Source organism: Glycomyces tenuis DSM 44171 (assembly GCF_000427885.1).
In the GTDB taxonomy this organism is placed as follows: Bacteria; Actinomycetota; Actinomycetes; order Mycobacteriales; family Micromonosporaceae; genus Glycomyces; species Glycomyces tenuis.
In genome coordinates, this window is record NZ_ATYW01000003.1 from 74,959 (window position 1) to 96,704 (window position 21,746).

The following is a 21,746-nucleotide window of genomic DNA, read 5'->3' on the forward strand; positions in this document are numbered from 1 at the left end:
GGTGGTGCTTCGGCCGTGCTCTACGCAGCGGTTTTCGTCGGCCCAGATCAGGCCGCGGCGACGGTGAAGCGGGTCCGGTGGTGGCGCGGCGACTCCGCCTCGTCAATGAGGGCGACCGCCAGATCCTCCATCGAGATCCGGGACTCGCCTTCCTCGTCGGTCAGGAGCTCGTCGCCGCCGAGCCGGTAGCGGCCGGTGCGCTCGCCCTGCACGAGGTTCGCCGGCGGGCTCACGTACACCCAGTCGACCCGCTCCTCGCCCCTGCACACCTCGTGCTGCTCGGCGCTCGACTCTGCTACGGCCCGCCACGCCGGCTGCACGTAGCGCGGATCGTCCATCACGAGCCCGCCCGTCCCCGGCACCCTGAGCGTCGCCGCCCCGCCGACGATCAAGAGCCGCGCGCCGCTCGGCGCGATGCCGTCGAACAGGGTCTTCGTGGCGGCGGCCTGCTGATGCTCCACTCCGGACGCAGGACGCACGGCGCTGATCACGACGTCCGCCTCAGCGCTCAGCCGCTCCACCGCGGCCGTGTCGGTCACGTCGCCGGTCCGAATCCGCACGCCCTCGGGGAACGCCCATCCCGGGCGGCGGACCACGGCCGTCACCACGTGGCCTCTGGACATCGCCTCGACGACGGTCCGGCGGCCGACGTTGCCCGCGGCTCCGAATACTGTGATGCGCATGTGCTCGTTTCCTCTCGATCAGACTCGGACGAGTTCGCGGTTCTCCGCCGCCGCGAGCGGCGGGACGGCCTTCGGGCGAGCGTGCAGCTGGCTCACGAAGGTCGCTCCCAGCGCGACGGCGAAGCCGGCGGTCTGCCAGACGGTGAACGTCTCGCCCAGCACCAGCCAGCCGAGGAAGGCGGCCGTCAGCGGCGAGAACAGGCCCAGGAAGCTCAGCGGCACCACCGAGAGCCTGCCGATGCCACGGAACCACAGCCAGTAGCCCAATGCCGTGTTCACCAGTCCCAGATAGACGTATCCGGCGACGTTCACCGCGGTGAACTCCGGCAGCCCGCCTTCGACGGCGAACGCCACCGGAGCCAGGAGCAGTCCGCCCGCGGTGAGCTGCCACCCGGCGAGGGCCGCCGGGCCGGCCTGCGGCGGCAGGCCCCACCGCTTGGTCAGCACGACCGCGGCGGACATCGAGACGGCCCCGCCGATGCCGGCGACGGCCCCGATCAGGTCGAGCCGCGCCTCGGCGGTCAGCACCACCATTGCGACGCCCGCGATCCCGGCGATGCCGAGCAGCCAGGTGCGCAGCCGCACCTTCTGGTTCAGGATGAGGATGGTGGCCCCGGCCGTCGCGAGCGGGCCGACGGCTCCGGCCACGGCCGCGACGCCTCCGGGCAGCCGGTAGGCGGCCAGGAACAGCATCGCGAAGAACACGGCGATGTTGAGCGTGCCGATGACGGCCGCCTTCCACCACCATTCGCCTCGGGGCAGTCGCCGGGATATGAGGATGAGCAGTAGGCCGGCGGGGAGCGCGCGGAGCAGCGAGGTGAGCAGGGGCCGGTCGGGCGGCAGGAATTCACTGGTCACGAGGTAGGTGGTGCCCCACATGGCGGGCGCCAGGGCGGTGAGGACGATGTCGCGGGTGCGGGTGGTCATGCCTTGCCTCCAAGTATCTTGTACTAAAATAGCTTAGCTCTAAGATATTTCTTGTCAAGATACTTGGGCTGAATTTATTTCCTTGAGAGGTACTTCCATGATGTTCCGGCAGGTGAGCGAGAATGTCCCCATGACTGAACCAGACGCGGTCGACCGCATCGTCGAACAGTGGCGCCGGGAGCGACCCGAGCTCGAACTCGAGTCCATGGCCGTCTTCGGACGCATGCACCGCGTGTCGGAGAAGCTTCGAGCCATGCTCGCCCGCGCCCACGGCGAACACGGCCTCGGCCGCGGCGAGTTCGACGTCCTGGCCAGCATCCGGCGCTCCGGGCCGCCGTACACCCTCTCGCCCAAGGAGATCAGCACCACGCTCATGCTCTCCTCGGGCGGCCTCACCGGGCGCCTCGACAAGCTCGAGAACGCCGGGTACGTCGAGCGGCTCCCCGACCCCGGCGACCGCCGCGGCCTCAAGGTCAGGATGACCGAGGAGGGCGGCAGGGCCATCGACGCGGCCGTCGTCGCGGGACTCGAGGTCCAGGAGAGCATGCTCGAAGCCTTGGACGCCGACGAACGCCGCCGGCTCGACGCGCTGCTGCGCAAGCTCCACGCCGCGTTCGCCGACCAGCCGTTCGCTTAGCTCCGTACCGGGTAACCACCGCCCTGCAAGCCGAAGCACGAACATCTCGCAACGATGGAGGCGCGACCATGCGATACCCCGACTCGGCACCACAGGAGCCCAGGTGTCCCGGCTCTGCGTAGGCTGCATGAGCTTCGGCGAGCCCGAACGGGGCCCGCTCTCGTGGACCCTCGACGAGGAGGCCGCCCGCGAGGTCATCCGCGACGCGCTCGAGGCGGGCCTGAACTTCTTCGACACCGCCAACGTGTACTCCGACGGCTCCAGCGAGGAGATCGTCGGACGGGCCCTGGCCGACATGTCCCGCCGCGACGAGGTCGTGATCGCCACCAAGGTCTTCGGCGTGATGCGCCCCGGCCCCAACGGCGCCGGCCTCTCCCGCAAGGCCATCATGACCGAGATCGACGACAGCCTCCGCCGCCTCGGCACCGACTACGTCGACCTCTACCAGATCCACCGCTGGGACCCGGCCACTCCGATCGAGGAGACCCTGGAGGCCCTCCACGACGTGGTCAAGGCCGGGAAGGCCCGCTACATCGGCGCCTCCTCGATGTACGCCTGGCAGTTCGCCAAGGCCCTGTTCACCGCGGACCTGAACGGCTGGACCCGCTTCGCGACCATGCAGAACCACTACAACCTGCTCAACCGCGAAGAGGAGCGCGAGATGCTGCCCCTGTGCCTCGACCAGGGCGTCGGGGTGCTCCCGTGGAGCCCGCTCGCGCGCGGGCTCCTCGCCCGGGAGCCCGAGGACGCCACCGCCCGCTCGGCCACCGACCACTACGCGCAGAGCCTCTACCAGGGCACCGAGGAGTCCGATCGGAAGATCGTCGAGCGGCTCGGCGCCGTCGCCGCCGAGCGCGGCGTCCCGCGCGCCCAGATCGCCCTGGCCTGGATGCTGCGCGACCCGGCCGTCACCGCCCCGATCGTCGGCCTCACCAAACCAGGCCACCTGGTGGACGCCCTCGCCGCCCTCGACATCGAGCTCGACGACGAGGAGGTCATGCAACTGGAGGAGTTCTACGTCCCGCACGCGATCGCGGGCTTCCAGTAGCTACCGGCCCTCGATCGCGTCCTGGAGCGCCTCGCCGAGGCCGTCGAGGTCCGGCGCGGAGGCACGCTCGAACCTGCCGTGCAGGAAGCCGTGGAACGCCTGGCTGAACTGGGTGTACCGCTCGACGCCGGGGCGGCGCCCGGCGCTTTCGAGCGCGGTGTGGAGCTGCTCGGCCTCCATCCGCGGCAGGGAATCGCCCGCCTCCTCGCACCGGAGTTCCTCGAGCAGCGCGCTCTCGGCGGCCTCGTCGTCCTCGGGGACCTCGTTGCTCTCCAGGATGTTCTCGATCTGCGCCACGGCGTCGTAGTACGGCTCGTGCCTGGTGGCCGCGAAGCCGCCGCGCTCGAAGATGAGCTGCTGGCTGGCCGGGCCCGTCAGGAACTCGATGAGGGCCTGGGAGACGACCCGGCGCTCGGAGAACGCGCTGATCGCCAGGCTCCGGCCGCCGAGCACTCCTCCTGGCATCGGCCTCACGCCCACCTCGAAATCGGGGTCGCAGCTCGGGAGTTGGCTGAAGGCCCGCGGCCAATGCCGCAGCAGCGGCGTCCTCCCCTCCTGGAACGCGACGCGCGAGGCGTCCTCGTCGAACTGGAGCGAGGTGGGGAGGATGTTCGGCACCTCGTTCGAAGAGGAGCCCAGTTCCGGATGGATGTCGCCGGCCATCGTCTCCAGCAGCTCGACGGCCCGCGAACCCGGCCCGAAGTCGATCGAGCCGTTCTCGGCCGTGTCGACGCCGTTGGCCAGCAGGTACTCCCACACGTTGACGGTGAAGCCCTCATAGGCGTCCAGCTGCATGGCGATGCCGCCCTCGAAGCCGCCGTCCGCCGCGACCTCGCCGATCAGCTCGCGCAGCGACTCCCAGTCGCTCAGCGCCGCCGCCCGCTCATCGGAGACGAAGTCCTTGCGGTAGTACAGCATCCCCACATCGGAGTGGAACGGCAGCGCGAAGTCCTCGCCGTCGACGACGCCGGCCTCATAGGTCCGGTCGATGAACCCCGAGGAGTCGACGTCCTCGAGCGGCTGAATGTACCCAGCGGCGGCGAACTCGGCGATCCACGGCACGTCGAGCTCCACGACGTCGACGTCCGGGTCCTCCGCCTGGAGCCGCGCGTGGATGACGCTGTAGGACAGGTCGGTGATGTTCGAATGCTCGACGATGTCCACCTGATGCTTCGGATGCATCGCGTTCCACTGGTCGATCAGGAGGATCCGCTGCCGGTTCGCGGTGTCGTCTCGGGGGCTGTAGAGCTTGAGCGGCCGGTCGCCCAGGTCTTCCCACTCCTTCCGCGGGCGGTCGTACTCGCCGAACACGTACCCGCCGTAGCCGATGATCGCCGCGCCCGTGCCGAGCAGCAGGCTCCTGCGCATCAGCGGTCCGCCGAGGAACTCGCGCACTCTTCCCATCTCAGCTCCACAACTGCCCGAACAGGCTGTCGAAGGTGGTCTTGATCTGGCCCTCCTCGGCCTCGATGCATCTGATGCGGGGGCTCGCGGTCATGTCCGTGAAGTTCTTGGACCGGCAGGAGGCGTCGCCGACGGCGATGATGTAGAGCGAGACCTCCGAATCGGTGACGCGGTCGATCACGTCGGCGACGCCGATGGCGGAGTCGTCGCGGTCGGCGCCGTCGGTCAGCACGACCATCGCCTCGACGCTGTCCTCTCCGGACGACGCTTCGAGCGCCTCGACGCCTTCCACCAGCGTCTGGTGCAGGTCCACGCCGCGCACCAGCGGGTGGTCGGAGAGCAGGTCCGCGTCCTGCGGACCGCGCCCGGACGCGATCTCCAGCAGCACGTCGTGTGAGGCCGCGCCCTCGGCGGGGAAGGTCCACAGACCCGCCGCGTCGCGCGGACTGAGGTACCCCAGCGCCGCCCGGACGCCCTCGACGGCCAGCTCGAACCGGCTCAGGCCCTCGCCGCCGATCTGCGTGCCCATCGTCAGCGAGTCGTCGATGGCGAGCAGGACGTTCGTCGGCACCCGGCTCTCGCCGTAGGTGCTCAGGAGCGCAGCGGGTTCGCCGGCGGTGAGCGGCTCGCCGGACGGTTGGAAGTTGAGGGCGAAGTTCAGATCGCCTTCGATCGCGGCGCCGTCGTAGCCGTTGCCGCGGATGCCGATCCGCTCGGGCGACCACGCCTCGTCCTCGCCCGCGAGCCACGCGCTCAGGTCCTCGGCGACCTCCGAGCGGCGGTCCGCCCACGGGTCGTCCCAGCCCAGCCGAGCGGCCCGGTAGTCCAGACTGCCGAGCTCCTCGAGATAGAGCGGCGAGTACCCCGAGCGCGAACCGACCCTCAAGGGGCAGTCGTCCCCGAGCGGGGCGCCGCTGTTGTGCTGGGACAGCGCTCGTTCGGTGGTCAGGACCGCCGTGCCCGCCCCGGAGGAGGAGGTCTCGGTGAGCCCGCAGATCAGGCTGGTGTCGCTGCCGGGCAGGCCCAGTCCGATGTCCTCGGCCGAGCGCGCGAGCTGCTTCTCGATCTGGACGCCGACGGCTTCGGCATCGTCGTCGTACAGGAACTTGAGGAACGACAGCGCCGTGTGCGACAGCGTGGGGTCGGCGCGGACCACCGAGAGCCCGTACTCGTCGCCGAGCCGCTGTGCCAGGCTCGCCGGGCTCTCGTCGAGAATTTGGTTGTCGGGGCCGAACCCGGTGTCGAAGATCTGATCGGGCACCGCCATGACCAGCGGTGTGGATCCGATCGGGGCGGCCGCGTCGGCGTCGAGGACGCCGTCGGAGCCCGCGCCGCTCAGCAGCTCTTCGGCCAGCTCGACCTGCGCGGGCGACTCGGCCAGCCACAGGTCCGGGCGGGGCCCGACGTCGCGCTGCGGGGCGAAGCCGAAGAGCGGGTCGTCCGATTCGAGTTCCTCGTCGACCTCCCAGCCCAGCTCCAGTGCCTTCTGCACGTCCGGCCACGGCGCCGAGTACGCGGTCACGTTGGCCAGCTTGCATCCCGAGTCGTCGACGTACTGCTCGGCGAACTCCCCGACCCCCTCCTCGAAGCCGAAGGCGCCGTCCACCGGCAGCAGCACGCTCAGCTCCACCGGGTCGTCGCAGCTGGGGTTGACGAACTCGCGGATCTGCGTCAGGCCGACGCCCACGGCCACCGTGAGGGCCGCGACGACGGCGAGCAGTCCCGCCAGGAGTTTCCGACTCGGCCAGCGGGGAATGAGGAGTATGCAGAGGGCGGCGGCGGCCAGGAGCACCGCGAAGACCTGCAGTATCCGGAGCGGGGCTCCCGTGAGGCCCTCGGCGAAGATCCCCACCAGAGCGAGTCCGACGGCGAGGGCCGCCGGCGCGGTCGCGCTGGACGTCTGCCACTCGCTCAGAGACTTGTCAGAAGGTTTCGCCTGCACTGCAGAGGACCCGGGTTCAGGTGGTGTCCCGGCGCGCGTCGGCTCGCGTAGGGCGGGGTCGCTGCTTTCGTCGGACTGATCGGAGGACACTGCTGCTCCCGAAGGGGTGGATTACAGGGGCGTATCGGGATCGTGTTCATCCAGGCCGATAACGGCCTGAGATCGATGGACAACAGTATGCCTCATTCCGGCGAGCCGCGCGTTCCTCCCCTTCGGAGGGTGGTCAGCGGTTGTCGCCGAGGCCCTGGGTCAGGTCGATGCTGTAGTCGAAGACGTCGTAGACGATCACGGGCCTCCAAGGGGCCGCGTCGAAAGCGGGATTGCCCATCTGTCCTGTTTGGGCCCCTTCGGGTTCGCTCTGGCGAGGAGGCTCGGGGAGCGGCGGCGGGGGAGGGGGCGGCGCCAGCACCCGGCTGCGCTCGATGGCGGTGCGCATCGTCTCCGGGCCGAACGGCGCGTGCTCGGCGGCCTCCTCGGCGGACACCAGACCTTGGGCCACCTCGCCGCACAGCCGCGCCACCTCGGCCATGTCGCGCACCTGGTTCCTGGCCCACCAGTAGTCGGCCGGATCGCCGTGGCCGGGCACGACCGTCTTCGGCTTCCAGCTCAGCAGGTACTCCACGGCCTGGGGCCAGTGGTAGGGGAAGGCGTCGTCGTAGGACGGCGGCGCGCCGTTCTCCAAGAGGTCCCCGGCGAACAGCACGCCCGCGTCGGGCACCTCCACCACCATGTCGTTGTCGCTGTGGGCGAGGCCCACCTGGCGCAGCACCACGGTCCGCCCGCCGAGGTTCAGGCCGATCGCGCCGCTCACCTGGCAGTTCGGCGGCACCAGTCGCGAGCGGCCGATGGCCCTGGCGTCCTCCTCGCGCTTCTGGAGCCGGTACTTCGAGGCCCAGCGTTTGCGCTGCTCGTCGCCGGAACCGATGTAGCGGGCGCCGTCGGCCACCGCCCAGACCGAGGACTCGCCGAACGCGGCGGTCCCGAACCAGTGGTCGAAGTGGTCGTGGGTGTAGGCGATCTGCCACGGCAGCGGCGTGAGCTCGCGGACGGCGGTGGCGAAGGCGAAGCCGTGGTCGGCGCTGACGCCGGTGTCGATCACCAGGCAGCAGTCGTCGCCGGCGACCAGCCCGAGGGACAGGTCCAGTTCCTCGCAGCGCCGCACCCAGACCCGGTCGGCCAGCTCCACCCATCGGTCACCCATGGACGTCATGGTATTCGGTCGTCGCGTGCCCTCCCGTGGCGAGCGGTGTCTCTCAGTGCGGCGGGGCCGGGCGGAGCGTGCTCATCCGAGGATCTACGGTCGAGTAATGTTCCGCGCTCTCGGTCCCGACGCCGCCCGCTTCATGCACATTTATCCTGATATTCGGCAACGGTTCGGTCACGGAATGTGTCACTTGTGGAAAAACTGGTTCGTGTAAATTTTCTGGTGAATTGTCACCCCTTTTTCTATACGAAGGAGTACCGCCCTCATGCACCTCAGTCGCCGTCGCCTGTTGTATGGATCGGCAGGTGTCGCAGTTGCAACAATGGCCGGATGCTCGACGGACGGGGAGTCCTCCTCCCTCTCCGGCTTCACCGGCATCGCCATGCCCACCCAGACCTCCGACCGCTGGGTGATCGAAGGCGGGTTCCTGGAGCAGCAGCTCCAGGAGGCCGGCTACAAGACCATCCTCCAATACGGGGATGACGACCCCGAGTTGCAGATAACGCAGATCCGGTCCATGGTCGACCAGGGCGTCGAGTTCCTCATCATCGGCGCGATCGACAACCGCTCCCTCGGCGAGATCCTGGCCACGGCCAAGAACCGCGGCGTGACGATCATCTCCTACGACCGCCTGATCCTCGACACCCCCGACGTCGACTACTACGCCTCGTTCGACAACTACGAGGTCGGCGTCCTCCAGGCCAAACACATCCTCGACCGGTTGGGCGTCCAAGAAGAGGGCGTCGAAGGCCCGTTCAACATCGAGCTCTTCTCCGGCTCGCTCGACGACAGCAACTCCCAGTACTTCTTCCAAGGCGCTCTCGACACCCTCGAGCGCTACACCTACTCGGGGGTCATCGCGATCCCGTCGAACGAGACCGAACAGGAGGTCACCTCCACCGAGCGCTGGAGCGGGGCCGTCGCCATGGACCGCATGACCAGGCTGCTCGAAGACCACTACGAGGACCGCGAACTCCATGCGGTCCTCGCTCCTTACGACGGCATCAGCCGAGGTGTCGTCTACGCACTCGAGGACTTCGGACTCGCTCCCGGCACCGACGAGTTCCCGGTGGTCACCGGCCAGGACGCCGAAGCCCTCTCAGTCCAGTTCATCAGGGACGAGAAGGGCCAGTCCCAGACCGTCTTCAAGGACACCCGCGATCTCGCGGCGGTCGCCTCCGGCATGGTCAAGAGCATCGTGAACGGCAACGACCCCGAGGTCAACGACCTCGGCACCTACAACAACGGCTTCAAGTTCGTGCCCTCCTACCTGTTGCAGCCGGTGAACATCGACCAGAGCAACTGGGAAGAGGAGCTCGTCGGCAGCGAGTACCTCACCGTCGAAGACGTCGACAACGCCGTCGAGCCCCAGGAGTTCTAGACCCCCCCCGAAGATTTTCGAGATTCTCCGGCCGGAGTGTCGAATCGGCGCCCGGCCGATCGACTCAGAGGTGTAAGGCCGAGATCGAACCCGAAGGAGCAAGGCCATGCGTTACCTCATCAACGTCGTCCACGACCGTCCCCTCGACTTCGAGGGCGACCCCACCGCGCTGCACGAGGCCATGGGCGCCTTCGTCGCCAAGCTCGCCGCCGACGGCATCCTCGTCGACGCCGCCGGACTGGAGCCCACCGAGCGGGGCGCCCGCGTCGACCTGCACGGCGGCAAGGTCAAGATCGTCGACGGACCCTTCGCCGAGGCCAAGGAATGGATCGGCGGCTACTTCATCGTGCAGTGCCGCAGCCAGGAGGAGGCCGTCGAGGTCGCCAGGCAGTCGATCGAGCTGCACCGCGAGCACGCGCCGGGCTTCGAGCTCATCCACGAAGTCCGACGGATCCTCGACGAGGAGTAGCATCGCGGCATGATCGGCGAGCGGACCGACGGCGTTCACAGAACGGTCGAGGCGGTGTGGCGGCTGGAGTCCGCCAAGATCATCGCCGTCCTCGCCCGCACCGTGAACGACGTCGGCCTCGCCGAGGAGCTCGCCTCCGACGCCGTCATCGCCGCCCTGGAGCAGTGGCCCGCCGAAGGCGTGCCCGACAAGCCGGGCGCCTGGCTCATGGTCACCGCCAAACGCCGCGCGGTCGACCGCATCAGACGCGACCAGAACCTCAAGGGCAAGTACGAGCAGGTGGCCCGGCAGTTGGAGGCCTCCGGCCAGTCCGAGGACCCGATCGCCGAAGCCGAATCCGAGCTGGACGACGACATCGGCGATGAGCTGCTCCGCGTCGTCTTCTGCGCCTGCCACCCCGTCCTGTCGATCGAGGCGCGCGCCGCCCTGACCCTCAAGGCCGCCGCAGGGCTCACCACCGGCGAGATCGCCCGCGCCTACCTCACCAGCGAGCCCACCGTCGCCCAGCGCATCGTGCGCGCCAAACGCAAGCTCGAGGCGGCGGGCGTGACCTTCGAGGCGCCCTCGCCCGCCGAGTTCGGCGAGCGGCTCGAAGCGGTGCTCGAGGTCGTCTACCTGATCTTCAACGAGGGCTACACCGCCACCGTCGGCGACGACCTCATGCGTCCGCAGCTGTGCGAGGACGCCATGCGGCTCGCCCAGCGCCTCACGGCCCTGCTGCCCGACCAGCCCGAGGTCTTCGGCCTGGCCGCCCTGCTCGACTTCCAGGCCTCGCGGGCGCGAGCCCGCACCGACGCCGACGGCGAGCCGGTGCCGCTGCCCGAGCAGAACCGCGCGAAGTGGGACCGGTTGCTGATCCGGCGCGGCCTGGCGACCCTCCACCGCTCCAGCGCCTGGGGCGACGACGCCGGGCCATACGTGCTCCAGGCCGCGATCGCGGCCTGCCACGCCCGTGCGGCCGGCGCCGACGAGACCGACTGGGTGCGGATCGCCGGCCTGTACTCCCGGCTGCTCGCCGTGCAGCCCTCGCCGGTCGTCGCACTCAACCGGGCGGTCGCCTTCGGGATGGCCTTCGGCCCCGAGCGCGGGCTCGAACTGGTCGACGAGATCGCCGAGCTGCCCGCGCTGAAGGACTACCACCTCGTGCCGGCCGTGCGCGGCGAGATGCTGGAGCGCATGGGGCGCGCGGAGGAGGCACGGAACGCATTCGAGCACGCCGCCGAGCTGACCGACAATCTCCGTGAAAAAGGACAGCTGCGGCGCCGTGCGGGAGACCTCGGCGACGCCGTTTGATCCCTTGCGTCACAGGGCGTCAAGGCTTCTCTGTTATTCGATTGTTATGCGACCTTTCTTCAAGTCGCGACGTGTCTCATTGGTAGGGTCCCTGAGCAGGTCGGTTTTCTGCCCCCGACCTTGCGAAGCCCTCCAATTACCCCCATGAGCATTGTCATCACTTAGGAGAATCATGAACCGTACCCTCAAGCGGGTGCTGGGACTGGCCGGAAGCGTCGCCCTCGGCGTCGCCGGCGCAGTCACGTTCGCTTCGGCCGCACAGGCCCATCACCCCGAGATCACCGGCACCGCCGAGTGCGTCGACGGCGGCTGGGAGGTGACCTGGAACGTCGAGCTGGTCGGACCCGTTGACGGCAAGATCACCGAGATCAACCCCACCGACCCCGCGATCGACGGGAACCTCCAGGTCGACGCCGTTGGCAAGAGCTTCACCGGAACCCAGCTCTACCCCGCTTCGGCCACCGAGGCTCACCTCGAGGTCTCGTCCGTCTGGTATGAGGGCCAGGACAACCAGATCGACGGCGAGGCGGCCGGTCACGTCGTCTTCGACGGCACCTGCTCCGAGGAGCCCCCGGGAGATGAGCCCGAGGTCAGCGCCAGCGCCGTGAGCGACTGCCTCGGCCTGACCGTCATCGTCGGCAACAACAATGACACGCTCGCCGAGATCACCATGACCCCGAGCACCGGCGAGCCCGTCACCGTGACCCCCGCGGTCGGCGAGCCCGTCACCGAGTTCTTCGCCGTGGAGGACCCCGCGGCGGGTCTGACCGTCACGGTCACCACTGGCGAGACCGAGGTCGGCGTCTTCACCTGGAACGCCGAGAGCCTCACCTGCGAGTGGGGTGTCGTGTACGACACCTGCGACGGCCTCGAGTTCGAACTCTCCGTCCCCGAGACCGCCGCTGAGACCACCGTCACGCTCACTCCGAGCGAGGGCGACGAGGTCGTCGTCGTGCTCGAGCCTGGTGCCGAGCCCGAGATCGTCGAGTTCCCCGCCACCGGCGACGAGCTCACCGTCTCCTATGTGATCAACGACGGCAAGAGCGAGTACACCGGTGAGGTCCCCTGGACCAAGCCCGAGGGTTGCGAGGAGGCCCCGGCCGGCGAGTCGCCCACTCCCGCGGCTCAGCTGCCGGAAACCGGTTCCTCGATGACCATCATGATCAGCGCCGCCGCCGCCCTCGTGGTCGCCGCCGCCGTGCTGTTCTTCATCGCGCGTCGCCGCCGTGCGGCTGCCGACTGGTAGACCGATCCTGTCTGTGGGATAGGCTTCCAGCCGATCTGAGACGAGGGGCCGCGCAGCTCGGCTGCGCGGCCCCTTTCGCGTTCAATCGACGCCGCCGAGGCGCAGCAGTGCCGTGGTGGCCGCGGCGGCGACCACGACGACGGCCAGCGGCAGTCGCTTCCAGGCCAGGACCCCGCCGACGAGGACGCCGGCCGGCAGCGCCCACCCGGCCCACTCGTTCTCGACCATGACCGAGGAGGTCGCCACCAAGGCGACCAGTACCACCGTCGCACCGCGCTTGAGGAACTCCTCGGTCTCCTCGGACAGGTCGACGCGCCCGCGCAGCAGCGGTCCCGAGAGCCGGATCAGGAACGTGCCGACCGCCAGCACCGCGACATCGATCCACGTCACCGGGGCGCCTCCTCCCGCTCGCGCCCCTTGCGGGGCCAGACGAAGACGAGCCCGAGCAGCGCCAGCAGCACCGGTATCCCCGCGGGCAGGAACGGGCTGGTCGCCAAGGCGATCGCCGCTCCGGTCACGGCCGCGAGCAGCGTCCCGCGGTCCTTCAGACTCGGGAGCACCAGCGCCAGGATGATCGCGGGCAGCGCCGCGTCCAGGCCCAGCGTCTCGGGCTCGGCGATCCAGCCGCCGATGAACATGCCCGCGAGGTTCCCGATCACCCACGCCACGGCGTTCCCGGCGCCGGTGGTCCAGTACGCGATCTCGGCGCGGCGCCGGTCGTCCCCTTCGGCCAGTGCGAAGGCCGTGGTGGTGTCGAGCAGGTTCTGCGTCCCGAGGATGCGGGTCCACCACCGGTCCCAGTACAGGTGCCCGACCGCCAGCCCGTACGGGATGTGGCGGAGGTTGAGGACGAGCCCGGTGGCGACGATCGCCAGTCCGCCGCCGCCCGCCGCGGCGACGCCGAGCGCCGCGAACTGCGCCGTGCCCGCGTAGACGAAGATCGACATGGCCCAGGTGATCCACCACGGCAGCCCCTGGGCGGTCGCCAGGGCCGCGAAGGCGGCGCCCGCGACGGCGATCCCGACGCTATAGGCGGCGGTGTCGCGCAGCAGGTCCCGGCCGATCACCGTGAAGACTCGGAAGGCCATCCCGCACGGTTACCCGAACGAGGGCCGCCTTGAACGGCCGCCTGTCAGGCGATGCCCGCGAGGCGCAGCAGTGCCGTGGTGGCCGCGGCGGCGACCACGACGACCGCCAGCGGCAGTCGCTTCCAGGCCAGGACCCCGCCGACGAGGACGCCGGCCGGCAGCGCCCAACCGGCGAACTCGCCCTCGACGATGAGCGTCGAGGTCACCGTCAGCGCCAGGAGCACGACGGTCGCGCCGGCCTTCAGGATCGTCTCGGTCCGCTCGGACATGGTGAAGCGGTTGCGCAGGACGGGACCGGCGAGCCGGATCAGGAACGTCCCCGCCGCGAGCGCGATGATCGCCGCCAGCATCGTCATGACGCCGCCTCCCGTTCCTTCGGCTTGGTGCCGCGCCACATGACCACGAGCCCGAGCAGCGCCAGCAGCACCGGCAGACCGGCGGGCAGGAACAGGCTCGTGACCAGCGCGATCGCCGTGCCCGCGAGACCGGCCAGCAGCGTGGGCCTGTCGCGCAGCGCCGGCAGCACCAGGGAGAGCAGGATCGCCGGGAGCGCGGCGTCGAGCCCGAGGACCGCGGGATCGGCGATGAACTGCCCGGCCAGCGCCCCGATCACGGTCCCGATGTTCCAGACCACGAACACGGTGGCCCCGACCGTCCAGAACGCGATCCTGGCCCGGCGGCGGTCCTCTCCGGCGGCGAGGGCGAACGCCGTGGACTGGTCCAGCAGCAAGTGCGTGCCGAGAAGCTTGGACCGCAGGCTCGTCCAGTACAGGCCGCCGACGGCCATGCCGTAGGGGATGTGCCGCATGTTGAGGATCAGCCCGGCCGCGACCCCGGCGAGCAGTCCGCCGCCGGTGGTCATGATCCCCAGCGTCGCGAACTGGGAGGCGCCGGCGAACACCAGCGCCGACATCGCCGTCGCCTGCCACCACGGGAGGCCCTCGGCGGTGGCGATCGCGCCGAAGGAGACGCCGACGATCAGGATGCCCGTCGCGAGCGCCGAGATGTCGCGCAGCAGCTCCGGGCCGATGGTGCGGATGAGACGTGAAGGCACTCGGCAAAGCTACCCCCGAGCGGCGACGGCCGACCGGACGGAGAAAGGGCGCGGCCGGTTCGTCACCGGCCGCGCCCCCGGGGGCATCGGGCTCTCAGACCTCGCTACACCTCGTAGTACAGGTCGAACTCGTGCGGCGTCGGGCGCAGGCGGATCGGGTCGATCTCGTTCTCGCGCTTGTACTCGATCCACGTCTCGATGAGGTCCGGGGTGAACACGCCGCCCTCGGTGAGGAAGTCGTGGTCGGCCTCGAGGTTGTCGAGCACCTTGTCGAGGGAGCCGGGCACCTGCGCGATGTCGCCGTACTCCTCCGGGCCGAGCTCGTACAGGTCCTTGTCGACCGGCGCCGGCGGCTCGATCTTGTTCTTGATGCCGTCGAGGCCGGCCATGAGCATGGCCGAGAACGCCAGGTACGGGTTCGACGACGGGTCCGGCACGCGGAACTCGACGCGCTTGGCCTTCGCGTTCGACCCCGTGACCGGGATGCGGGTGCAGGCCGAGCGGTTGCGCTGCGAGTAGACCAGGTTCACCGGGGCCTCGAAGCCGGGCACCAGGCGGCGGTAGGAGTTCACGCTCGGGTTGGTGAACGCCAGCAGGCTCGGCGCGTGCTTGAGCAGGCCGCCGATGTAGTACCTGGCGGTGTCCGACAGGCCGGCGTAGCCGGTCTCGTCGTAGAACAGCGGCTCGCCCGCGGACCACAGCGACTGGTGGGTGTGCATGCCGGAGCCGTTGTCGCCGAACAGCGGCTTGGGCATGAACGTCACCGTCTTGCCGGCCTGGGTGGCGGTGTTCTTGACGATGTACTTGAACTTCTGGACGTCGTCGCCGGAGTGCAGCAGCGTCGAGAAGCGGTAGTTGATCTCGGCCTGGCCGGCGGTGCCGACCTCGTGGTGGGCCCGCTCGATCGTGAGGCCGGCGTCGATCAGCTTGGTGACCATGCTGTCGCGCAGGTCGGCGAAGTGGTCGACGGGGCCGACCGGGAAGTACCCGCCCTTGTGGCGTGGCTTGTAACCGAGGTTGCCGCCGGCCTCCTCGGCGCCGGTGTTCCACGCGCCCTCGACCGAGTCGATGTGGTAGAACGCCTCGTTGGCGGTCTGGTCGAAGCGGATCGAGTCGAAGATGTAGAACTCGGCCTCGGCGCCGAAGTAGGCGGTGTCGGCGATGCCGCTCCCGGCCAGGTACTGCTCGGCCTTCTTGGCGATGTTGCGCGGGTCGCGGCTGTAGGCCTCGCGCGTGAAGGGGTCGTGGATGAAGAAGTTCAGCGCGAGCGTCTTCTGCTCGCGGAACGGGTCGACGAACGCGGTGGCGACGTCGGGGAGCAGGAGCATGTCCGACTCGTGGATCTCCTGGAAGCCGCGGATCGAGGAGCCGTCGAAGGCGAGGCCCTCCTCCAGCAGGTCGGCGTCGAAGCTCGCCGCCGGGACGTTGAAGTGCTGCATGACCCCGGGCAGGTCGCAGAAGCGGACGTCGATGAACTTCACGTCGTTGTCGCGGACGTAGCCGAGGAGCTCTTCTGGGCTGGAAAACACGAAGGTGTTCCTCTCGGTAGGTATATGGAGCTGAGATCATGGCTCGCGAGTCTCGCCATGGTGCCGGCATCCGGCTCGCGAGCGCCGTCGCTGGGCCGATTCATGGCTCGCAGGCGTCGCCATGCTGGCACCGACGTCGCTGTCGACACCGCGGGTATTAGGCGAAACGCTATCCGCGATCAGTTGCCTCAGCGTAAATCAAATGTTTCGCGCGTGTTACTTGAAGCTGTTACGCCGCCATCTGTTGACCGAACCCACTGTTCACGGCACTGAAGACGGCCGCTGAACGACCGGCCCGTAGACTCGCGCCATGACGACCGAACGCGGTGGCGCGGAAGCCGGAGCGGACGAGGCCGGACAGGATCTCGCCGGTCTCGGCGAACGCTTCACGGCCCTGTTCATCGACTGGGTCGCGTGCCTGGTGCTCACCTATCTCCTCGAATGGATCGGCCTGGGGATCCCCGGCCCCGCCGGCGTCAACGTCGCGACCCCGGTCCTGTTCATCGTCTACTACTCCTTCGCCATGACCGTCGGCTCCCAGAGCCTGGGCATGGCGATCATGCGGATCGCCTGCGTCTCGGCCGCCACCGGCGGCCGGCTCGGCCTGCCGCGGGCCGTCCTCCGCGCGGTGCTGCTCTCGCTGGTCCTCCCGGCGCTCACCACGCTGGCCGACCCCTACCACCGCGGACTGCACGACCGGGCCGCCGGATCGGTCATGCTCAAAGTCGCGGGAGCCTAACCACGCTGGATCCGCTTCACCAGCATCGGCGAGGGCACCGTGTAGGCGTCGTGCCGCCGCACCCGGTCGGCGACCTCCCGGTCCGAGGAGACCACGACGACCGGCCGTCCCTTCGGCTCCACCCTGGCCAGGTCCACCACCACGTCGTCGGCGATCTCGCCCTTCGCGCTGAACAGCACCCGCACCCCGCGCGCGCTCGGCTTCGCCCCGAAGATCGGGTCCGCGCCGTCGAAGACCACCGTGATCTCGGCGTTCGTCTGCGTCGCCAGCGCCCCCAGCCCCTGCACGAGCCGGTTGCGCTGCTGCTCCAGCGTCAGCGTGTCGCCCCACGCGCTGATGGTGACGTTGTAGCCGTCGACGATCAGATGCGAGTTCGGCAGCGACAGCAGATGGTCGAGCCGCTGCGGATCGGTCTGCTCCAGTCCCCGCGAGCCCTCCGCCTCCCGCGTGTCGGGCTCGGCGCAGTGCTCCTCGGCGACGTAGTCGGCCGGGCGCTCGGCCACCGGCTCGAGCCCCAGCTCGCGGCGCAGCCCGATCGCGGTGCCCGACAGCGTCTCCATCAGCAGCCACAGCCGCGAGTCCGCGAGCCGGTCCGCCTCGCGCCCGGCCCGCCGGATCTCCTCGAGCTGCGTGCGCAGCGACTCCACTTCGCCCTCGAGGCGGCGCCGCTCGGCCCGGCGCTCCGAGTCGGCCTGCTTGAGCCGGCCGCGCTCGGCGGCCAGGTCCCCGCTGAGCTTCGCGATCCGCTCCTCGGCCTCGCGCAGGTCCTTGCGCGCCCTGCGCAGTTCCTCCTGGAGCCCGCTCGCCGCCGAGCGCTGCTCGGCCAGGGCTCCGCGCAGCCGCTGGTTCTCCTTGTCGGCCGAGGCGAGCCGCCGCGCGGCCTCCGCGTCGGCCGGTTCCGCCGCCGCGGCGGCCTTCGGCTCCTCGCGGGAGGCCTCGGCCGCGTTCGCCACCAGCGTCCGCCAGCCCTCGGGCCGCAGCAGGTAGGCGAGGGCGGCCACCTCGGAGGGGTCGGCCATCGCCGAGACGGGCTTCCCGTCGCTGATCGCCCGCACCAGCGGCGCGTCGGTCGACTCGAGGACCTCGCCCAAGCGCGCGCGGAACTCGTCGCCGCCGGCCAGCTCCGCGGCGATGTCGGCGCGGGCCAGCTTGGCGCGCCTGGCCGGATTGAACTTGAGGAAGCGGCGCAGCTTCGCCGGGACCTTCGCGGGCGGCAGGCCCCGCATGGCGGCGGAGGCGATTTCGACGGTCCTGCGGCGCACCGGCTCGGTCAGGAAGACCGCCGGTTCGGGTTCGTCTCGGTCCGTGGGCTCCTGACCGTCGTCGCCGCTCGTCATGGGCACCAGTGTGCCACCGCCGTCACCGGCCGCACCGATCGCGTGCGCGGACGCCCCGCCCGCCGGCGGCGAACCGACTCCGGGCGTACACCCCGGATTCCTTCGGAATCCGATCCGGCGTGACAGACTGGAGCAGTCATGGAGGGGGCATGATGAGCCGAACGCTGCTGGTGACGAACGACTTTCCGCCCCGCAGGGGCGGCATCCAGACCTTCGTACACGGCATGGCGCTGCGGCTGCCGTCCGACGACCTGGTCGTCTACACCTCGACCTCTCCCGGCCACGCCGAATTCGACGCCGCCCAGCCATTCACCGTGGTCCGCGACCGGACCTCGATGCTCCTGCCGACGCCGCGGGTGGCCAGGGCCGTCACCGCGATCGCCCGCGAGCACCGGTGCGACCGCGTGTGGTTCGGCGCCGCCGCCCCGCTCGGCCTCCTCGCCGCGGGCCTGCTGCACGACACCGGCATCGAGCGGGCCATCGCGCTCACCCACGGCCACGAGGTCGGCTGGGCGATGATGCCCGGCACTCGCGGGACGCTGCGGCGCATCGCCGGGTCGCTCGACGTCATGACCTACCTGGGCGGCTACACCTACCGGCGGCTCGCCCCCGTCGCCGGGGAGCTCACCCGCCTCGAGCAGCTGACCTTCGGGATCGACACCGAGACGTTCAACCCGCACGTCGACGGCGCCCCGATCCGCGCCCGCCACGCCCTCGGCGAGCTGCCGGTGATCGTGTGCGTCTCGCGGCTGGTGCCGCGCAAGGGCCAGGACAAGCTGATCGCGGCCCTCCCGCGCGTCCGCGAGCTGGTCGGCGAGGACGTGCGGCTGCTCGTCGTCGGCCAGGGCCCTTACGGGAACCGGCTGCGGGAACTGGCCCGCCACCACCGCGTGGAGCACGCGGTGACCTTCACCGGCGCGGTCCCCGAGCACGAGCTCGCCCCGCACTTCGCGGCCGGGGACGTGTTCGCGATGCCGTGCCGCACCCGCCGCCATGGCCTGGACGTCGAAGGGCTGGGCGCGGTGTTCCTGGAGGCCGCCGCGTGCGGCCTGCCGGTCATCGCCGGGGACTCCGGGGGCGCGCCGGACACCGTGCTGCACGACCAGTCGGGCTGGGTGGTCGACGGTCGGGACGTCGGCGAGATCGCCCACCGCCTCACGCAGGTCCTCACCGACCGGCCGCTGGCCGAGAAGTTCGGGGCGGCCAGTCGGGAGTGGGCGTGCGGCGAGTGGACGTGGGACCGCCAGGCCGGCCGCCTCGAGGCCATGCTCTACGGCGAAACCGTCTAGGGGCGTCTGGCGAGCCGGACACCCCTAGAACTTCGGCTGGTCGGGGGCTTCCAGGAGACCCAGCTTCAGGGCCGTCATCAGCGCCTGCGCGCGGTTGCCCGCGCCGAGCTTCTCGTACAGCTTCGAGATGTGCGTCTTCGCCGTCGACTCCGAGACGTACAGCTGCTTCGCGATCCCGGCCACGGACAGGCCGTCGGCGAGCAGCTTGAGCACCTGCGACTCCCGGGGCGACAGCTGCGGGCCCGTGGGCGTCAGGCGGCGCTGCATCGCCTCGGCCAGGTCCGCGGCGCTGAACGCCGTCGGGTTCGACGCGGCGTGCCGCGCCGCCGAGACCACGTCGTTCGCGGGGGCGCTCTTCGGCACGAACGCGCTCGCACCCGCGTCCAGCGCGCCGAACAGCTGGTCGTCGCCCGCGTACATCGTCAGCACCACGATGCCCATGTTCGGGTGGGCCTTGCGGAGCTTGCGCGTCGCGTCCAGTCCGGAGCCGTCGGGGAGGCGGAGATCCATGATGACGACGCTGGGCATCAGCGAGGCGGCCAGGCGCAGGCCGTCGCCGGCCGTGTCGGCCTCGCCGACGACCTCGAACTGGGGGTCGCGGTCGAAGGCGTGCCGAAGGCCCTTGCGGATCAGATCGTGGTCGTCGACGATCAGGACCGTCGTCTGACCGGTCGATTCAGGCGCGTCAGCGTTCATCTCTGTCTCTTTCCTCATCGGCTACCTCGGATCCGGTGGACCCGATGGGCGCGGTAGTGCTCTGTTCGGTTGAAGCCATGCGGTCGGCGGCCGCCCACTCCTCGGCCCCCGGGTGCGAAGGCGAGGTCTTCGGGGTCGGACGGGCGGAGGCGTTGAGCACCACCGCCACGGTGGTGCCGTGCGGCTGGTGGGGCCGGATCTCCAGCGAGCCCCTGATCCGCTCGGCGCGCTCGCTCATGATCGCCAGCCCGTACCGCCCCTCGGAGGCCTCCCCGGCCAGTCCCTGGCCGTCGTCGGTGACCTCGATCCGCGTGTACGGCGGGTCGACTTCGCAGGTGACCCAGAGGTTCTCGGCCCGGGCGTGCTTCCGGGCGTTGGTGATCGCCTCCTGAGCGATCCTGAGCAGCTCGGCTTCGGTGCTCGCCGGGAGCCGGGCCCCGCCTTCGTCGAGCGACAGGTGGACCCGCAGTCCGGCGGAGGCGCCCACAGTACGAGCATAGTCCGCGATGGCCGATGCCAGCCCGCCTTGGCGGTCGACGTTCGAACGCAGTTCGAACAGCGAGAAGCGAAGCTCGGTCACCAGACGGGTGACCTCGCTGCGCAGGTCCTCGAGTTCGGTCGAGGCCTCGCCGGCGTCGTCCGGCAGGACCGCCATCGCGTTGTCGATGCCGTAGCCGAGCATCGCGAGCTCCTGGGCGATGCCGTCGTGGATCTCGCGGGCCAGCCGCTGGCGCTCCTCGGTGGTCGCCATCGACCTGACGTCCTCGAACAGCAGCGCCGTCTCCAGCCGCAGCGCGGCGCCCTTGGTCTGCTCCTCGGCGTCGGTAATGGACTCGGCGCCGAACGCCGCCGGGTCGTCGGACTCGATCGCCACGAGGCCGACGGTGCGGCCCTCGGCGACCAGCGGGATCACCAGCGACGCCACCGGGCCCTGCGTCGATCGCGACAGCGGCAGCTGTCCGGCCTGCGGTTTCTGCCCGGCCCAGGCGTCGGCCAGGAGCGCGTTCATCTGCGGCGAGGTCTCCCAGTCGACCCGTTCGTCGGCATGCTGGGCCAGGACCACGAGCCGCCGGCCCGAGGACGCGGCGAGGACGGCCGCCCGGTCGGCGCCGGGGATGCGCACGACCGTGTCGACCAGTTCGGTGGCGATGCCGCCGGGGTCGAGCGTGGAGCCGGGGAGCTGCCGGGCGACAACCCGCAGCTGCGTCAGCAGGGCCGCGGCCTCGGCGTACGGCAGTTGCGAATGGCTCAGGTCGCTCCTGCGGGAGCGGCGCAGCCACCACGCGCCGACCGCCGAGGCCATGCCGAAGGCCAGTGCGACGGCCACGGTGGTGACGTAGGTGCCGCGGTCGAACGACGGCAGCCGCGGGGTCTGGACGACCAGGCCGACGGCGGCGATCGCCAGCAGCGTCGGCGGCCCCCAGTCGCGCAGCCAGGCGTAGCGGACCGGTTCGCCGGGGGCGGCCGCGTCGAAGGCGGCCGTGGCGAACGGCGCGATCAGGTACGGCAGCATCCAGGCGGGGAGTCCGCCGGTGGCGAGGGTGCCGAGCACGACGACCACGACCTCGGCCAGGCGCCCCGCCGGGGCGAGCACGCGGTGGCGGGGGAGGACGATCCCCGGCAGCGCCGTGAGCGCGAGAATGCCGCACCAGGTGGCGGCGGAGGCGAAGCCGACCGACGCCCAGCCGAAGGCCGCGACGAGCGCGAAGAGCACCGCTCGCAGCGCCACGGCGGGTAGGCGCCACTGCCGTTCGAGGACCGCCTCCTCGCTCATGCAGCC

21 protein-coding genes are annotated in these 21,746 nt (G+C 70.3%); 8 read left to right on the forward strand and 13 right to left on the reverse strand.

Annotated elements, in window-relative coordinates; translation table 11 throughout:
• Positions 1-47: 47 nt before the first annotated feature.
• Both YWW_RS0105240 and YWW_RS0105245 read right to left on the reverse strand, forming a co-directional pair.
• On the reverse strand, positions 48-683 hold the full coding sequence (locus YWW_RS0105240; protein WP_026929287.1) for an NAD(P)-dependent oxidoreductase: 636 nt from the start codon (positions 681-683) through the stop codon (positions 48-50).
• An 18-nt stretch (positions 684-701) separates the two neighbouring features.
• On the reverse strand, positions 702-1,610 hold the full coding sequence (locus YWW_RS0105245; protein WP_026929288.1) for an EamA family transporter: 909 nt from the start codon (positions 1,608-1,610) through the stop codon (positions 702-704).
• Positions 1,611-1,740: 130 nt separating this feature from the next.
• Between YWW_RS0105245 and YWW_RS0105250 the strand changes: the two genes are divergently transcribed.
• Both YWW_RS0105250 and YWW_RS0105255 read left to right on the forward strand, forming a co-directional pair.
• Positions 1,741-2,247, forward strand: a complete 507-nt coding sequence (locus YWW_RS0105250) for a MarR family winged helix-turn-helix transcriptional regulator (RefSeq protein ID WP_035699562.1) — start codon at positions 1,741-1,743, stop codon at positions 2,245-2,247.
• Between the two features lie 127 nt (positions 2,248-2,374).
• A complete protein-coding gene (locus YWW_RS0105255; protein WP_051325406.1) occupies positions 2,375-3,295 on the forward strand; it encodes an aldo/keto reductase in 921 nt (306 codons plus the stop codon).
• On the opposite strand, the gene YWW_RS0105260 is transcribed toward YWW_RS0105255, so the two are convergent.
• The 3 genes from YWW_RS0105260 to YWW_RS28445 all read right to left on the reverse strand — a co-directional run bounded on the left by YWW_RS0105260 (position 3,296) and on the right by YWW_RS28445 (position 7,842).
• Positions 3,296-4,699: an extracellular solute-binding protein gene (locus YWW_RS0105260; protein ID WP_035699502.1), complete on the reverse strand. Its 1,404-nt coding sequence runs from the start codon at positions 4,697-4,699 to the stop codon at positions 3,296-3,298. It abuts the gene before it with no gap.
• 1 nt (position 4,700) lies between these two features.
• A complete protein-coding gene (locus YWW_RS0105265; protein ID WP_035704084.1) occupies positions 4,701-6,551 on the reverse strand; it encodes a vWA domain-containing protein in 1,851 nt (616 codons plus the stop codon).
• Between the two features lie 313 nt (positions 6,552-6,864).
• The gene (locus YWW_RS28445; protein ID WP_081687210.1) at positions 6,865-7,842 is read right to left on the reverse strand and encodes an MBL fold metallo-hydrolase; all 978 of its coding nucleotides are present in this window, start codon (positions 7,840-7,842) and stop codon (positions 6,865-6,867) included.
• A 325-nt stretch (positions 7,843-8,167) separates the two neighbouring features.
• On the opposite strand from YWW_RS28445, the gene YWW_RS0105275 reads away from it, so the two are divergent.
• From YWW_RS0105275 to YWW_RS0105290, 4 genes are all read left to right on the forward strand, one after another.
• Positions 8,168-9,226 carry a substrate-binding domain-containing protein gene (locus YWW_RS0105275; protein WP_051325407.1) on the forward strand — a complete coding sequence of 353 codons (1,059 nt, stop codon included), beginning with the start codon at positions 8,168-8,170 and terminating at the stop codon, positions 9,224-9,226.
• A gap of 106 nt (positions 9,227-9,332) precedes the next feature.
• Positions 9,333-9,695, forward strand: a complete 363-nt coding sequence (locus tag YWW_RS0105280; protein ID WP_026929294.1) for a YciI family protein — start codon at positions 9,333-9,335, stop codon at positions 9,693-9,695.
• Positions 9,696-9,704: 9 nt separating this feature from the next.
• The gene (locus tag YWW_RS0105285) at positions 9,705-10,988 is read left to right on the forward strand and encodes an RNA polymerase sigma factor (protein ID WP_026929295.1); all 1,284 of its coding nucleotides are present in this window, start codon (positions 9,705-9,707) and stop codon (positions 10,986-10,988) included.
• 172 nt (positions 10,989-11,160) lie between these two features.
• A complete protein-coding gene (locus YWW_RS0105290) occupies positions 11,161-12,234 on the forward strand; it encodes an LPXTG cell wall anchor domain-containing protein (RefSeq protein WP_026929296.1) in 1,074 nt (357 codons plus the stop codon).
• Positions 12,235-12,315: 81 nt separating this feature from the next.
• On the opposite strand, the gene YWW_RS0105295 is transcribed toward YWW_RS0105290, so the two are convergent.
• From YWW_RS0105295 to glnA, 5 genes are all read right to left on the reverse strand, one after another.
• The gene (locus tag YWW_RS0105295) at positions 12,316-12,624 is read right to left on the reverse strand and encodes an AzlD domain-containing protein (RefSeq protein ID WP_026929297.1); all 309 of its coding nucleotides are present in this window, start codon (positions 12,622-12,624) and stop codon (positions 12,316-12,318) included.
• Positions 12,621-13,322 carry an AzlC family ABC transporter permease gene (locus tag YWW_RS0105300; protein WP_035699489.1) on the reverse strand — a complete coding sequence of 234 codons (702 nt, stop codon included), beginning with the start codon at positions 13,320-13,322 and terminating at the stop codon, positions 12,621-12,623. The genes YWW_RS0105295 and YWW_RS0105300 overlap by 4 nt, the downstream gene beginning before the upstream one ends.
• Positions 13,323-13,366: 44 nt before the next feature.
• A complete protein-coding gene (locus tag YWW_RS0105305; protein WP_026929299.1) occupies positions 13,367-13,678 on the reverse strand; it encodes an AzlD domain-containing protein in 312 nt (103 codons plus the stop codon).
• A complete protein-coding gene (locus tag YWW_RS0105310) occupies positions 13,675-14,376 on the reverse strand; it encodes an AzlC family ABC transporter permease (protein ID WP_026929300.1) in 702 nt (233 codons plus the stop codon). Before YWW_RS0105310 ends, YWW_RS0105305 begins: the two co-directional genes overlap by 4 nt.
• Positions 14,377-14,480: 104 nt before the next feature.
• Positions 14,481-15,905 (reverse strand): type I glutamate--ammonia ligase, encoded by a 1,425-nt coding sequence (gene glnA / locus YWW_RS0105315; RefSeq protein ID WP_026929301.1) that lies wholly within the window; start codon positions 15,903-15,905, stop codon positions 14,481-14,483.
• A gap of 310 nt (positions 15,906-16,215) precedes the next feature.
• Here glnA and YWW_RS0105320 point away from each other — a divergent pair, with 310 nt between their 5' ends.
• Positions 16,216-16,644 (forward strand): RDD family protein, encoded by a 429-nt coding sequence (locus tag YWW_RS0105320; protein WP_026929302.1) that lies wholly within the window; start codon positions 16,216-16,218, stop codon positions 16,642-16,644.
• Here YWW_RS0105320 and YWW_RS0105325 read toward each other — a convergent pair.
• Positions 16,641-17,981 (reverse strand): NYN domain-containing protein, encoded by a 1,341-nt coding sequence (locus YWW_RS0105325; RefSeq protein WP_026929303.1) that lies wholly within the window; start codon positions 17,979-17,981, stop codon positions 16,641-16,643. The two genes, YWW_RS0105320 and YWW_RS0105325, sit on opposite strands and share 4 nt — an antisense overlap.
• A gap of 152 nt (positions 17,982-18,133) precedes the next feature.
• Here YWW_RS0105325 and YWW_RS0105330 point away from each other — a divergent pair, with 152 nt between their 5' ends.
• The gene (locus YWW_RS0105330) at positions 18,134-19,270 is read left to right on the forward strand and encodes a glycosyltransferase (protein ID WP_026929304.1); all 1,137 of its coding nucleotides are present in this window, start codon (positions 18,134-18,136) and stop codon (positions 19,268-19,270) included.
• 24 nt (positions 19,271-19,294) lie between these two features.
• Here the strand turns inward: YWW_RS0105330 and YWW_RS0105335 are convergent, their stop codons facing one another.
• Both YWW_RS0105335 and YWW_RS28450 read right to left on the reverse strand, forming a co-directional pair.
• Entirely contained in the window at positions 19,295-19,966 is a 672-nt protein-coding gene (locus YWW_RS0105335; RefSeq protein ID WP_026929305.1) for a response regulator transcription factor, read from the reverse strand.
• Positions 19,956-21,740: a sensor histidine kinase gene (locus YWW_RS28450; RefSeq protein WP_081687211.1), complete on the reverse strand. Its 1,785-nt coding sequence runs from the start codon at positions 21,738-21,740 to the stop codon at positions 19,956-19,958. Before YWW_RS28450 ends, YWW_RS0105335 begins: the two co-directional genes overlap by 11 nt.
• Positions 21,741-21,746 lie beyond the last annotated feature (6 nt).

Excerpts from the sequence above, each read along its gene's own strand:
- YWW_RS0105290 (WP_026929296.1), top strand. The coding sequence starts at position 11,161 with ATGAACCGTACCCTCAAGCGGGTGCTGGGACTGGCCGGAAGCGTCGCC.
- YWW_RS0105320 (WP_026929302.1), top strand. The coding sequence starts at position 16,216 with ATGACGACCGAACGCGGTGGCGCGGAAGCCGGAGCGGACGAGGCCGGA.
- YWW_RS0105255 (WP_051325406.1), top strand. The coding sequence starts at position 2,375 with ATGAGCTTCGGCGAGCCCGAACGGGGCCCGCTCTCGTGGACCCTCGAC.
- YWW_RS0105275 (WP_051325407.1), top strand. The coding sequence starts at position 8,168 with ATGGCCGGATGCTCGACGGACGGGGAGTCCTCCTCCCTCTCCGGCTTC.
- YWW_RS0105305 (WP_026929299.1), bottom strand. The coding sequence starts at position 13,678 with ATGACGATGCTGGCGGCGATCATCGCGCTCGCGGCGGGGACGTTCCTG.
- YWW_RS0105280 (WP_026929294.1), top strand. The coding sequence starts at position 9,333 with ATGCGTTACCTCATCAACGTCGTCCACGACCGTCCCCTCGACTTCGAG.
- YWW_RS0105245 (WP_026929288.1), bottom strand. The coding sequence starts at position 1,610 with ATGACCACCCGCACCCGCGACATCGTCCTCACCGCCCTGGCGCCCGCC.
- YWW_RS28450 (WP_081687211.1), bottom strand. The coding sequence starts at position 21,740 with ATGAGCGAGGAGGCGGTCCTCGAACGGCAGTGGCGCCTACCCGCCGTG.
- YWW_RS0105250 (WP_035699562.1), top strand. The coding sequence starts at position 1,741 with ATGACTGAACCAGACGCGGTCGACCGCATCGTCGAACAGTGGCGCCGG.
- YWW_RS0105335 (WP_026929305.1), bottom strand. The coding sequence starts at position 19,966 with ATGAACGCTGACGCGCCTGAATCGACCGGTCAGACGACGGTCCTGATC.
- YWW_RS0105285 (WP_026929295.1), top strand. The coding sequence starts at position 9,705 with ATGATCGGCGAGCGGACCGACGGCGTTCACAGAACGGTCGAGGCGGTG.
- YWW_RS0105300 (WP_035699489.1), bottom strand. The coding sequence starts at position 13,322 with ATGGCCTTCCGAGTCTTCACGGTGATCGGCCGGGACCTGCTGCGCGAC.
- YWW_RS0105240 (WP_026929287.1), bottom strand. The coding sequence starts at position 683 with ATGCGCATCACAGTATTCGGAGCCGCGGGCAACGTCGGCCGCCGGACC.
- YWW_RS0105325 (WP_026929303.1), bottom strand. The coding sequence starts at position 17,981 with ATGACGAGCGGCGACGACGGTCAGGAGCCCACGGACCGAGACGAACCC.
- YWW_RS28445 (WP_081687210.1), bottom strand. The coding sequence starts at position 7,842 with ATGGGTGACCGATGGGTGGAGCTGGCCGACCGGGTCTGGGTGCGGCGC.
- YWW_RS0105330 (WP_026929304.1), top strand. The coding sequence starts at position 18,134 with ATGAGCCGAACGCTGCTGGTGACGAACGACTTTCCGCCCCGCAGGGGC.
- YWW_RS0105260 (WP_035699502.1), bottom strand. The coding sequence starts at position 4,699 with ATGGGAAGAGTGCGCGAGTTCCTCGGCGGACCGCTGATGCGCAGGAGC.